Annotated in this window: 8 protein-coding genes and 1 pseudogene; 5 read left to right on the top strand and 4 right to left on the bottom strand. The window is 69.5% G+C overall.

Annotated features, from left to right (window positions below; all coding sequences use genetic code 11):
• From D8M29_RS03985 to D8M29_RS03970, 4 genes and pseudogenes are all read left to right on the top strand, one after another.
• Window positions 1-1,325 (top strand): amino acid permease (locus D8M29_RS03985; protein WP_148111518.1); only part of this gene is annotated, 1,325 nt, incomplete at its 5' end.
• Between the two features lie 159 nt (window positions 1,326-1,484).
• Window positions 1,485-2,957 carry a class I SAM-dependent RNA methyltransferase gene (locus tag D8M29_RS03980; protein WP_020625083.1) on the top strand — a complete coding sequence of 491 codons (1,473 nt, stop codon included), beginning with the start codon at window positions 1,485-1,487 and terminating at the stop codon, window positions 2,955-2,957.
• 201 nt (window positions 2,958-3,158) lie between these two features.
• Window positions 3,159-5,861, top strand: a complete 2,703-nt coding sequence (gene acnA, locus D8M29_RS03975; RefSeq protein ID WP_127435158.1) for an aconitate hydratase AcnA — start codon at window positions 3,159-3,161, stop codon at window positions 5,859-5,861.
• A 166-nt stretch (window positions 5,862-6,027) separates the two neighbouring features.
• Window positions 6,028-6,745 (top strand): annotated as a pseudogene (locus D8M29_RS03970) (transposase); the annotation flags it as partial.
• Window positions 6,746-7,081: 336 nt separating this feature from the next.
• On the opposite strand, the gene D8M29_RS03965 reads toward D8M29_RS03970, so the two are convergent.
• The 4 genes from D8M29_RS03965 to D8M29_RS03950 form a co-directional block, all read right to left on the bottom strand.
• On the bottom strand, window positions 7,082-7,705 hold the full coding sequence (locus D8M29_RS03965) for a CueP family metal-binding protein (RefSeq protein WP_127435159.1): 624 nt from the start codon (window positions 7,703-7,705) through the stop codon (window positions 7,082-7,084).
• 182 nt (window positions 7,706-7,887) lie between these two features.
• Window positions 7,888-8,223, bottom strand: coding sequence for a metal-sensitive transcriptional regulator (locus D8M29_RS03960; protein ID WP_276528384.1), 336 nt, complete (start codon window positions 8,221-8,223; stop codon window positions 7,888-7,890).
• Between the two features lie 11 nt (window positions 8,224-8,234).
• Entirely contained in the window at window positions 8,235-10,370 is a 2,136-nt protein-coding gene (locus tag D8M29_RS03955; RefSeq protein ID WP_127435161.1) for a heavy metal translocating P-type ATPase, read from the bottom strand.
• An 89-nt stretch (window positions 10,371-10,459) separates the two neighbouring features.
• On the bottom strand, window positions 10,460-11,047 hold the full coding sequence (locus D8M29_RS03950; protein WP_036382830.1) for a YdhK family protein: 588 nt from the start codon (window positions 11,045-11,047) through the stop codon (window positions 10,460-10,462).
• A 527-nt stretch (window positions 11,048-11,574) separates the two neighbouring features.
• Here D8M29_RS03950 and dxs point away from each other — a divergent pair.
• Window positions 11,575-13,109 (top strand): 1-deoxy-D-xylulose-5-phosphate synthase (gene dxs, locus D8M29_RS03940; RefSeq protein ID WP_127445800.1); only part of this gene is annotated, 1,535 nt, incomplete at its 3' end.

Here is a 13,109-nt window from a genome sequence, read left to right as displayed (position 1 = left end):
ACCTCGACGCCGGGGTCGGCGGGACCGTCGGCACCGTGGCGACGGCGCTGCTCGCCCTGCGCGCGTTCAGCGCGGGATCGGTGCTGCTCACCGGCGTCGAGGTGCCGGTCTCGAGCACCCGCCTGATGGCCCGGCCGGCCGTGCCCACGGTGCGGTGGGTGCTCACCGTGATGGCCCTCACCCTCGGCGCGCTGACCGTGGGCGTCATGCACCTGGCTCAGCGCACCGGCGTCGTCGTCGGGCTGGAGCTGGAGAACCTCCGGGACGCCGCGGGTGCCGAGGTCACGCCCGACCGCGCCCCCGCCCCCGTGCTCGCCCAGCTCGCGGACACCGTGTACGGCCCGGGCAGCATCCTGTCCGTCGCCACCATCGCGGCCACCGCCCTGCTCCTGCTGTTCGCGGCCAAGTCGGCGTTCCGCTCGTTCCCCGCCCTGGCCGCGCGCGTGGCCGAGGACGGCTACCTGCCCCGGCAGCTGAGGGTCCGCAGCGACCGGCTGGTGCACACGTGGAGCGTCCTCGGGATGGGGGCCGTGGCCCTCTCGCTCGTGCTGTTCTTCGAGGCCCGGACCGCCCTGCTCGTGCAGCTCTACGTCATCGGCGTGCTGCTGGCCTTCACGCTCGCGCAGGCCGGCATGCTGCGGCTGTGGCGCCGCCGGCTCGTGCACACACCGGGCGCCCGGGCCCGCGCGGCCGTCCGGCTGCGCCTGATCATCACGGCGGTGGCCTGGGTGGTCACGGCGCTGGCGGGCGTCGTCGTCCTGGTCACCCGCTTCACGCAGGGCGCGTGGGTGGCGCTGCTGGCGATCGTGCTCGGCTCGCTGGTGATGGGGCGGATCCGCCGCCACTACGCGGACGTGGACCGCGAGCTCGCACCGGACCCCCAGGACGACGCGCGGGCCCTGCCCTCGCGGGTCCACGTGGTGGTCGTCGTGACCACGCTGGACCGGCCGGCGCTGCGGGCGCTGGCCTACGCCCGCGCGTCGCGGCCGTCCTCCCTCGAGGCCGTCGTCGTGGACGCCGAGCGCGCCGCCACCCTGGAGGTGATCGACGCCTGGGAGCGTGCCGGCCTGCCGATGTCGCTCACCGTGATCGCCTCGCCCTACCGCGACACGGTGGCCCCCCTGGTGCGGCATGTGCGCGAGCACCGACGCCGCTCCCCGCGGGACCTGACCATGGTGTTCATCCCGGAGTACGTGGTCCGGCCGGGCTGGCGCACGCTCCTGCACAACCGGACCGCCACCCGCCAGACGCGGCGACTGCAGCGGGAGCCGGGCGTGATGGTGGGCTCGGTGCCGTGGCAGGTCCACGAGGGCCAGGGCTCTTGACCGCCCCGGCGCCCCCGGGGAGCGGCGGATGACGCCGTCCGACGGCGCGCCCACGATCGAGGCGACACAGCCGCATCGGTCTGCAAGGATGATGATGATCTGACCAGTCGATGCTCAGGGCAAGACCTGAAGCGCGCTGCGATGCGAGAGGAGCCAGACATGGCAGTCGTCGACACGTCCACAGACGTCACCGGGATCGGGAGGACCATCGAGGTGGAGGTCGGGGCCATGGCCCACGGCGGCCACTGCGTGGCCCGGCACGAGGGGCGGGTCGTCTTCGTGCGCCACGCCGTGCCCGGCGAGAAGGTCCGGGTGGCCCTGACCGAGGCCGAGGACGGGGCCCGCTTCTGGCGCGGCGACGTCGTGGAGGTGCTGCGGCCCTCCGAGTTCCGCCGCATCCACCAGTGGAAGCTCGCGGACATGCTGCGCGCCCACGCCTCGGGTCGCCCGCCCGTGGGCGGCGCCGAGTTCGGCCACATCGTGGTCCCGCACCAGCGCCGGCTCAAGGCCCAGGTCTTCCGGGACACGGTGCACCGCATCGCCGACCTCGCGGTGGAGCCGGAGGTGTGCTTCGCCGGCTCCGAGGACGAGCCCACCGGCCAGCGCTGGCGGACCCGGAACGCGTTCGCGGTGACCCCCCAGGGGCACATCGCGATGCACGCCTACCGTTCGGCGACCCTCCTACCCGTGCGCAACATGCCGCTCGGCGTGCCGGCCCTCGATGCGCTCGCCCTGTGGGACTGGGACTTCACCGGAGCCGCCCGCGTGGACGTCGCGACGCCGGCCTCCGGCTCCCGCCCCCTCGTGCTGGTGACGCCCACCCCGCAGACGCGGGCGGACGAGGTCAAGCTCGGCCGGCTGCGCACCCGGATCCGCCAGGCGGCCAATGCGTGCGGCGTGGACGTCTCCACCGGCCTGGCCCTGCCCGGCCCGAAGCAGTTCCAGCCGGTCAAGGTCGAGCGCATCACCGGCAAGACCTGGGTCGAGGAGACCGTGGAGTCCGAGCGCGGCGGCACCAAGCGCTTCCGCGTCACGGGTGACGGCTTCTGGCAGGTCCACCAGCACGCCCCGGCCACCCTCGTGGACGCGGTGCTCGAGGACGCGCGCGTCGAGCCGGGCCAGGTCGTGGCCGACCTCTACGGCGGCGCCGGCCTGTTCAGCGCGTACCTGGCGGACGCCGTGGGACCCGAGGGCCGCGTGTACTCGGTGGAGGCCTCCCGCCAGGCCTCGAAGGACGCCCGCCGCAACCTGCACGACCAGCCGCAGGCCTCGGTGCTCAACGGCCCCACGGACAAGGTGCTCGGCAGCTGGCTGAAGTACCCCGAGCGTCCCGTGGCGGACGGCGGCCTCGGCGGTGCCGCGCTGGACACCGTCGTCCTGGACCCGCCGCGGGCGGGCGCGGGGCGGCGGGCGATCGAGCGCATCCTCGCGCTCGAGCCGGGCCGCATCGTGTACGTCTCGTGCGACCCCGCCTCGTTCGCCCGCGACCTGGCGTGGCTGCGCGACGGCGGCTACGAGGTGGAGCGCGCCCGCGTGTTCGACCTCTACCCGGACACGCACCACCTCGAGTCGGTGACCGTGCTGGTGCCGGCCGCCCAGAGCGCCCCGGCCGCGGCCGTCGTCGAGATCTGACCCGGCATCCGCGCGGCGGCCTGCGGGCCGCCGCGCGCCATGCCCGCGTCACACGGGACCGGCGCGGTACCCTGGGACGCAGTGCGGCACCTGTGACGCAGACGACGCCCGTCCCGGACGGGGCGCGGTCCGCGGCCGCGGGTGACCACCCCCCACTGGACGAGCGCCCGGAGGAAACCGGGCGGGAAGAGGAGTCCTCTCGTGACCACCGTCGACAGCTTCGGCTCCAAGGGCGTCCTGGACGTCAAGGGCGCCGAGTATGAGATTTTCCGTCTGAACAAGGTCGAGGGGGCGCAGAAGCTGCCCTACTCCTTGAAGGTGCTGCTGGAGAACCTGCTGCGCACCGAGGACGGCGCCAACGTGACCGCCGACCAGATCAAGGCCCTGGCCGCCTGGGACCCGAACGCCCAGCCGGACACCGAGATCCAGTTCACGCCGGCGCGCGTGATCATGCAGGACTTCACCGGCGTGCCCTGCGTCGTGGACCTGGCCACCATGCGTGAGGCCATCCAGGACCTGGGCGGCGACCCGGAGCGCGTGAACCCGCTCTCCCCGGCCGAGCTCGTGATCGACCACTCCGTGCAGATCGACTCCTTCGGCAACGACGCCGCCATCGAGCGGAACATGGAGATCGAGTACGAGCGCAACGGCGAGCGCTACAAGTTCCTGCGCTGGGGCCAGACCGCCTTCGACGACTTCAAGGTCGTCCCCCCGGGCATGGGCATCGTCCACCAGGTCAACATCGAGAACCTGGCCCGCACCGTGATGACCCGCGAGGTCGACGGCGTGCTGCGCGCCTACCCGGACTCCTGCGTCGGCACCGACTCGCACACCACCATGGTCAACGGCCTGGGCGTGCTCGGCTGGGGCGTCGGCGGCATCGAGGCCGAGGCCGCGATGCTCGGCCAGCCCGTGTCCATGCTGATCCCGCGGGTCGTGGGCTTCAAGCTGACCGGCAGCATCCCGTCCGGCGCCACCGCGACCGACGTGGTGCTGACCATCACCGAGATGCTCCGCCAGCACGGCGTGGTCGGCAAGTTCGTCGAGTTCTACGGCGAGGGCGTCGGCTCCGTGCCCCTGGCCAACCGCGCCACCATCGGCAACATGTCGCCCGAGTTCGGCTCCACCGCCGCGATCTTCCCGATCGACGAGGTCACCCTCGACTACCTGCGCCTGACCGGCCGCTCCGAGGAGCAGGTCGCCCTCGTGGAGGCGTACACCAAGGAGCAGGGGATGTGGCACGACCCGTCCTCCGAGGTCGCCTACTCCGAGTACCTCGAGCTGGACCTGTCCACCGTGGTGCCCTCCATCTCCGGCCCGAAGCGTCCCCAGGACCGCATCGAGCTCACCGACTCCAAGGACCAGTTCCGCAAGGACCTGCACAACTACGCCACGCAGGACGAGGCCGGCGAGGGCCGCCCGTCCAAGCTCGTGGACGTGGCCATGGCGGACGGCCGCCAGTTCCAGCTGGACCACGGCGCCGTGTCCATCGCCTCGATCACCTCGTGCACCAACACGTCCAACCCGTCCGTGATGATGGCGGCCGGCGTGCTGGCCCGCAACGCGGTCGCCAAGGGCCTGAAGTCCAAGCCGTGGGTGAAGACCTCCGTGGCCCCGGGCTCCCGCGTGGTGACCGACTACTACGAGAAGTCCGGGCTGCGCGAGTCCCTCAACGACCTCGGCTTCAACGTGGTCGGCTACGGCTGCACCACCTGCATCGGCAACTCCGGCCCGCTGGAGTCCGAGATCTCCGAGGCCATCCAGGAGAACGACCTGTCCGTGACCGCGGTGCTCTCCGGCAACCGCAACTTCGAGGGCCGCATCAACCCGGACGTGAAGATGAACTACCTGGCCTCCCCGCCGCTGGTGGTCGCCTACGCCCTGGCCGGCACCATGGACTTCGACTTCGAGAACGAGGCCCTGGGCCAGGACACCGAGGGCAACGACGTCTTCCTCAAGGACATCTGGCCGGACCCGACCGAGGTCCAGAAGATCATCGACGCGTCGATCGACACCGAGATGTTCACCTCGCAGTACGCCACGATCTTCGACGGCGACGAGCGCTGGCAGTCCCTGGAGACCCCCTCGGGCTCCACCTTCGAGTGGGACGAGAAGTCCACCTACGTGCGCAAGCCCCCGTACTTCGAGGGCATGACCATGCAGCCGGACCCGGTGTCGGACATCTCCGGCGCCCGCGTCCTGCTCAAGCTGGGCGACTCCGTGACCACGGACCACATCTCCCCGGCCGGCTCCTTCAAGTCGGACACCCCGGCGGGCCGCTACCTGCTGGAGAACGGCGTGCAGCGCAAGGACTTCAACTCCTACGGCTCCCGTCGTGGCAACCACGAGGTGATGATCCGCGGCACGTTCGCGAACATCCGCATCAAGAACCAGCTGCTCGACGGCGTGGAGGGCGGCTTCACGCGCGACTTCACCCAGGAGGGCGCCCCGCAGGCCTACGTGTACGACGCGGCGCAGAACTACGCCGAGCAGGGCACCCCGCTGGTGGTCCTGGGCGGCAAGGAGTACGGCTCCGGCTCCTCCCGTGACTGGGCGGCCAAGGGCACCGCGCTCCTGGGCGTCAAGGCCGTGATCACGGAGTCCTTCGAGCGCATCCACCGCTCGAACCTCATCGGCATGGGCGTGCTGCCGCTGCAGTTCCCGGAGGGTGAGACCGCCGACTCGCTGGGCCTGACCGGCACCGAGACCTTCGACATCTCCGGCATCACCGCCCTCAACGAGGGCACCACGCCGAAGACCGTGAAGGTCACGGCCACCGGTGAGGACGGCAGGGTCACCGAGTTCGACGCGGTCGTCCGCATCGACACCCCCGGTGAAGCCGAGTACTACCGCAACGGCGGCATCCTGCAGTACGTGCTCCGTCAGATCGCCGCGAAGGCCTGATCCACGGGACACCGCCCGCGCGCGGGCACCACGACGACGGTGCAGGACCGCTCTTCATCCCCCAGTGCAGGGACCGGCCAACCCTTGGGCCAGACGGTCCTCGGGCGTGTCTGACAATGAAGCCGGGGGAAGGCCGGCACCCTCGAAGACACGGTCCCGGTTCCAGATGCTCTCCCACGCCCCCACAGGCCGGCAGGGCCGGCCGTTCGCCGATGCCGTCACGATGGTCGACGCCATCATCCACCGGTACAGGTGCTTCGATCCCCTGGCGGGACCTGCCCGAGGTCTACGGGCCCTGGCTGAGTCGTGTGGACCTGGCACGGCCGCATGGCCGAAGAGGGCACCTGGGACACGGTGCTGGCAACACTGACCGCCGCAGCGGATGCCGAAATCGTGATCGATTGGTCGGTCTCGGTGGACTCCACGATCGCCCGCGCCCATCAGCACGCGAGGAACACCACCCGGCTCACGGGGGGCTGGATCGAACGACAAGGAATCCGCGTGAAGAGCCCGCCGATCACGGCCTCGGGCGCTCACGGAGCGGGCTGAGCACGAAGACCCATCAGCTGGTCGACGGTGCTGGGCGAGAAGGCGTACTCATCGCGGGCGATCGGCACCCATCTGCGCGCCGGTGGCATCGAGGCCGTCATCCCCAACCGGCTGACCAGCAGGGCCACCGCAGACGCCGCGGCTCGGCCGGCGGCCGACCCGTGGGCCTGGACTCGGAGGCTTACACGGGCCGGAACGTGATCGAGCGCCAGGACGCGCACCTGCAGCAATGGCCGGGCCTGGCGAGCAGGTACAACGAGTACGCGATCGTGTACTGGGCTGCCGTGGTCCTGAATGCTGTGCTCGCGTGGCCGACGGCATTGTCGGACACGCCCGAGTGGCGTGTTCGAACGGATCGACGATCCAGGTCAAGTGCTCGAGAAGCTCGGCGAGGCTCAGCACCGGCAGGTATGAGCGTGAGGACCTGGACAGAGAGGATCCCCCGAAATGCACGTCGTGAAGCGGCGTGAGCGATGTAGTGCTCTTCAGTTGGCACTGGTTGATATTGGTCGACGAGGCTTCAGCCCGGTGTGGTGATGCCCTGCGATGACTCTGAAGCCGGCTCTCGGGCGAATCCTCACATCGGGACGCCGAGACCCTGTGGGAGTCCAAGGATGGGACGTCTCGACGCCTGATCTGTCGGCGCTGCAGAGGAGCATGAGGCCTGGGCCTCAAGCCAGCTGAAGACCGGTCAAGCAGGTGGGGTCGTCGGGGCGGGTCGAGATGGCCTTTTTCGCGGTGCGGCCTTCAGCTGAGACAGTGAGAGTAGCGTCAATTCCACGCGGCAGCCAGACCCCGACGAATCCGTTGTCGTACGTCGTCAGCGTTTCATCGAGGAGGGTCTCCCCGGACGTCGCCTCGACCACGGTGACGTGGACGTCAGTATTGGCGAGTTCGCCGGTGCAGGTCGTGAGGCTGTGGAAGTAGCATTCGTGAGTCTGGCTGCGATACGGGGCGATAGAGACGTAGAACTCGTCTTCTGGCATCGGCACGGTGGTCTGATTGTTCTGATCGTCGGTCAGTACAAGCTGGTCGGGTTCAATCGACGCGATGAATTCAGACGAGCGATCTGTCACCTTCGTTGAGTCGAGGCGCGTGATGATCTCGCGAGCATTCAATCCGTCCAGATTGTGCTCGACCACCAGTGAGTGATCAGATCCTGGATCAGCGGACGGTCCCGCATCAGCACAGCCGCTGAGCAGGAGGACGGCGCTGGTCGCCAGACCGGTCAAGGCCGCGCAGATCCTCAGGCGGCTCCTGGAGGACTGGATCGGAGCAACAATGGCAAGTGGCATGCCCAACTCTCTTTTCAGGTGAACGTGTTCATGTCGTCAGGTTAGACAGAAGGCATCCCGAGTTCGCCGGTGCCAAGGGCGCGACGACGTGCAAAGCACGCCTGCCTGGAGACATCAAGAGCCTGGTCCTGATCTGGGGCCAACCGGTCCGAGGCACCCTGTGTCGAAGACATCGGCTGGTGTCAGGAGCGCACGAGGCGATTGATGGCGTCGGTGGCCTCCTGGATCTTGGCGATGGCCGCGTCTTCATCGCCTTTCTTGGCGGCGTCGAGCACGCAGTGCTTGAGGTGGTCATCGAGCAGACCGGTCGCCACTCCTTGCAGGGCGCGGGTGAGGGCCGAGACCTGGGTGAGGATGTCGATGCAGTACTTTTCGTCGTCGATCATCTTCGTGATGCCGCGGGCTTGGCCTTCGATACGCTTCATGCGGTTGCGGTAGCGGTCCTTGTCACTGATGTAGCCGTACCGGTGGGCTCCGGTGTCGGTACCGGTCTCATCGGTTGCAGTTTCAGTGGTCACGGGTGTGTCCTTCACTTCTGGTGCTCCAGGACGGAGCGGGTGCTGGCAGCTGGGGCGAGGTCGATGCGACGCAGCAGCTGGGCGTTGAGCGCGACGATGACGGTGGAGATCGACATCAGGATCGCACCTACTGACATCGGCATGACGAAGCCGACGGGTGCGAGCACGCCAGCCGCGAGCGGCACAGAGAGCAAGTTGTACCCTGCAGCCCACCACAGGTTTTGCTTCATTTTACGGTAGGCGGCACGGGAGAGCTGGATCACCGAGAGCACGCTACGCGGGTCGGAGCTGGCGAGGATGACACCTGCAGAGGCGATGGCGACGTCGGTGCCGGCCCCGATGGCGATGCCGACGTCGGCCTGGGCCAGGGCAGGGGCGTCGTTGACGCCGTCGCCGACCATGGCGACCTTCTTGCCCTCCTTCTGCAGCTGGTCGACCTTGGCGGATTTGTCCTCGGGGCGGACGCCGGCGAAGACCCGGTCGATGCCGAGCTCTCTTCCCACCTCGTTCGCCACGGCTTCCGCATCGCCGGTGATCATGACGACCTCGACGCCGAGCTGATGGAGCGCATCGACGGCGTCGCGGGACTCTGGGCGAACCTCGTCGGCGAGCTTGAGACCGCCGATGACCTTGCCGTCGCGGAGGACGTGCAGGATGATCGCACCCTCTGCCCGCCATTCGTCGGCGACACCGATCTCGTCCTGGCCGGTCTCCTCGAGCAGACGGGGTCCGCCGACGCGGATCTCATGGTCGGCCACCGTCGCGGTGACGCCGACCGCCGGGGAGGAGGTGAACCCGCTGGCCGGTTCGACGGCGAGGCCCTTCTCCTTGGCGGCGGTGACGATGGACCGGGCGAGGGGGTGCTCACTGTCGGCCTCGGCGGAGGCGGCCAGGGCGAGGAGCTGTTCGGCATTCAGGCCGCCGGTCGGCTCCACGCCGGTGACGGTGGGCTCGCCCTTGGTCAGGGTGCCGGTCTTGTCGAAGAGCACCGCGTCGACCTGGCGCATGGACTCCAGGGCGAGGCGGTCCTTGATCAGGACGCCGCCGCGGGCGGCGCGCTCGGTGGCGATGGACACGACCAGAGGGATCGCCAGACCCAGCGCATGGGGGCAGGCGATGACGAGGACAGTGATGGTGCGAACGACCGCGTCGTCGGGGAGCCCGAAGAGCGTCCAGACGACGGCGGTGATCAGCGCAGCTCCGAGGGCGAACCAGAACAGCAGGGCCGCAGCCCGGTCGGCGATGCGCTGGGCACGGGAGGATGAGCCCTGCGCCTCGGCGACGAGCCTGTTGATGCCCGCCAGAGCCGTGTCGTCGCCGGTGGCGGTGATCTCTACGCGCAGGCCGGAGTCGGTGGCCACGGTGCCGGCGGTGACGTTCTCGCCCTCGCCGCGGGCGACGGGGTGTGATTCGCCGGTGATCATGGACTCGTCCATGTCGGCGCGGCCGTCGACGATGGTGCCGTCGGCGGGGACGCTGCCGCCAGGCCGGACGATGACGACGTCGCCGACGCGCAGCTCTGCCGGGTCGACCTTGACGACGTCGTCTCCCTCTATACGCTCAGCCTCGTCAGGGAGCAGCGCGGCGAGGGAGTCCAACGCCGAGGTGGTCTGGGCCAGTGAGCGCATCTCGATCCAGTGGCCCAGCAGCATGATGACGATCAGCAGCGCCAACTCCCACCAGAACTCGAGCTCGGGGTGGACGAGACCGACAGTGGCGGCCCAGGAGGCGAGGAACGCTACGGTGATGCCGAGCGCGATGAGCAGCATCATCCCCGGCTGGCGGCTTTTCAGCTCGCTGACAGCACCGGTGAGGAACGGGGTGCCGCCCCAGGCGTACATGACGGAGCCGAGGACTGCGGCGACCCAGCCCGCCCAGCTGGGGACCGAGTAGCCCAGGAGCGTGGCGAACATGGGGGAGAACGCGACCACCGGGATGGCGATGATCAGGTTGATCCAGAACAGCCGCCGGAACTGGCCGACGTGGTCGCCGTGGCCCGCGTGACCACCGCCGTGATGACCGTGCCCGGCGTGGTCACCGTGTTCCATGGTGTGGTCTTCGTTCTCGGCGCGCGAGTCGTCACGGTGGCCGGACTCGGTGGTCGCGACGCCGGCGTGGTCATGGTGATGCGTGGTCGGGTCCGTCATGCTCTTCGCTTCCCCTCGTCATTCCCCGATCTTTCCTTCGATCGGGTCGTATTTCGCCGCGGACCTTCAGCGCGCCCGCGGCGATCGGCTCAGGAGGCCGGCTTGAGCTCGCTCTCGACGACCCACTTGTGGTTGGTCATCGTCATGCCGTCGGACTCGTAATCGACCATGTAGACGGTCTCCTCGGTGGAGGAGGCGATGGTCGCCTTCGCGCCCTTCATGCCTTCCATGTGTTCGGCCTCGAGAGTGACCTCGGTGCCGTCGGCCAGACGTTCATCTCCGGCGTCCTTGATCTCCTGCTGGACGACCCACTTGTGATCCTTGACCGGCTCCCCGCCTGCGGACGGTGTGAAGTCCACCGCATAGGTGTACGTGTCGTACGCGCCGGCGATCGTCGCGTTCGCACCGTCCATGCCCTCCATGTGGTCGGCGGTGAGCGTGACCTCGGTGCCGACCGGGTATGTGGGCGACGCAGCCGTCTCGATGCCCTCGGGGGCGGGGCCGCCGTCCATCGGATGCTCCATCCCGCCGCTGTCAGAGCTGCTGCCGTGGCCCTCGTGCTGGCTGGTCGTCGAGGGGGTCCCTTGGTCCTGGCCGCCGCCGGTGCTGCAGCCGGTGAACACGAGCGCTCCTCCGAGCACTCCTGCGGCGACGGTGGTCATGAGGTGCTTGCGCATGAAGTCTCCTGTTCGTTCTGGTCCAGTCAACGCTATACCCCTCCCGGGTATCAAGTCGATGTCGATCGGCGGGCGTGGAATCGCCCGGCCAAGATCCAATCGACCCGGGGTGGCAGCGCTGAGGCTGCGATGGAGAACATCGGCTCGGCGGCTCTGGTCGCAGATGGAATCGAGGGGCTCTGGTCGCAGATGGAATCGAGGCCCGAACGGACGGGCTCACCTCGCTCGCCGTCGTGACGGGATCGGCTGCGTCGTCTCGTGAACATCACCGTGGTGAGAAGACGATCCCAGTACCGCCGATCACCCAAGAGAAATTGGTCTTGTCCGGTTGCATCGTCGGGCGTCCCATCGAGACAGGGATCCTGAGAGCCGACGGAAGCTGTGCGACTATCGCCAGGCAGAGCGAAGCATGTCTCAGTACGTGCTCCGTCAGATCGCCGCGAAGGCCTGATCCACGGGGCCCGCCCGCGCGGGCCGCCGCCCGCGTCCCGCCCGGGTGCGGAGCCGCGGAGTAGGCTGGTCGCACCATGGAACATCTGCCCCCTACGAGCCCCGGCGCCCCGCTGCTGCCGCAGATCGCCCGCCCGGCGGACCTGTCGGCCCTCACGGAGGACCAGTTGACCGCGCTGGCGGCGGAGATCCGCGCCTACCTGATCGCCCACGTCTCCAAGACGGGCGGCCACCTCGGACCGAACCTGGGCGTCGTCGAGCTGACGCTGGCCGTGCACCGCGTGTTCGAGTCGCCCAAGGACGCGGTCATCTTCGACACGGGCCACCAGTCGTACGTGCACAAGCTGCTCACCGGACGCCAGGACTTCACGACGCTCCGCCAGGAGGGCGGTCTGTCCGGCTACGGCGACCGCACCGAGTCCGAGCACGACGTGGTGGAGTCCTCGCACGCCTCCAGCTCGCTCTCCTGGGCGGACGGCATCGCGCGGGCCTGGGCGCAGACCGGGCAGGGGGACCGCACCGTGGTGGCCGTGATCGGCGACGGTGCTCTCACGGGGGGCATGGCCTGGGAGGCCGTCAACAACATCGCCGCCGGCCGGGACCGTCGCGTGGTGATCGTCGTCAACGACAACGGCCGCTCGTACGCGCCCACCGTGGGCGGTGTCGCCGAGCACCTGGGCGGACTGCGCCGCGGGGTGCTGGACAAGGTGCGCACCCACCACCGCTATGAGCAGACCCTCGACTACCTCAAGCGCCGCCTCCAGGAGGCCGGGCTCGCGGGGGAGCTGGTGTACCGGCCGCTGCACGCGGCGAAGAAGGGCCTCAAGGACCTCTGGGCGCCGCAGGGCCTGTTCGAGGACCTGGGCATGAAGTACATCGGCCCGGTGGACGGTCACGACCTCACCGCCATGGAGGAGGCCCTGGAGGACGCGCGGGCGTACGGCGGGCCCGTGATCGTCCACGCGATGACCGAGAAGGGGCACGGCTATCCGCCGGCGGTCGCGCACGAGGCGGACCAGTTCCACGCGATCGGCGTGATCGACCCCTCCACGGGCGAGCCCATCACCTCGTCGACGGCCCAGTCCTGGACCTCCGTGTTCGGCGAGGAGATGGTCGCGATCGCGAATGAGCGGCCGGACGTCGTGGCCATCACCGCCGCCATGCAGAACCCCGTGGGCCTGGCCCCGATGGCGCTGGCCCATCCGGACCGGGTGTTCGACGTCGGCATCGCCGAGCAGCACGCGGTCACCTCGGCCGCCGGCATGGCCTTCGGCGGTCTGCACCCCGTGGTGGCCGTCTACGCGACCTTCCTCAACCGCGCCTACGACCAGGTGCTCATGGACGTGGGCCTGCACCGTGCGGGCGTGACGTTCGTGCTGGACCGCGCGGGCGTCACCGGGCCGGACGGCCCGAGCCACCACGGCATGTGGGATCTGGCCCTGCTGCAGTCGGTGCCGGGGCTGCGGATCGCCGCGCCCCGCGACGCGGACACGCTCCGGGAGGAGCTGCGCGAGGCCGTCGCCGTCGAGGACGCGCCCACCGTGGTGCGGTTCGCGAAGGGCTCGGTCGGCGAGCCGGTGCGCGCCCTGGAGCGGCTGTCGGACGGCACGGA

It is taken from the genome of Micrococcus sp. HSID17227 (assembly GCF_003989405.1).
In the GTDB taxonomy this organism is placed as follows: domain Bacteria; phylum Actinomycetota; class Actinomycetes; order Actinomycetales; family Micrococcaceae; genus Micrococcus; species Micrococcus luteus.
The sequence above is the reverse complement of the archived record's forward strand: the minus strand, read 5'-3'. Positions and strand labels throughout refer to the sequence as shown.

What these genes read in the sequence shown, in the direction of transcription:
- D8M29_RS03980 (WP_020625083.1), top strand. Translation starts at nt 1,485, where the DNA reads ATGGCAGTCGTCGACACGTCCACAGACGTCACCGGGATCGGGAGGACC.
- D8M29_RS03965 (WP_127435159.1), bottom strand. Translation starts at nt 7,705, where the DNA reads ATGCCACTTGCCATTGTTGCTCCGATCCAGTCCTCCAGGAGCCGCCTG.
- D8M29_RS03955 (WP_127435161.1), bottom strand. Translation starts at nt 10,370, where the DNA reads ATGACGGACCCGACCACGCATCACCATGACCACGCCGGCGTCGCGACC.
- D8M29_RS03950 (WP_036382830.1), bottom strand. Translation starts at nt 11,047, where the DNA reads ATGCGCAAGCACCTCATGACCACCGTCGCCGCAGGAGTGCTCGGAGGA.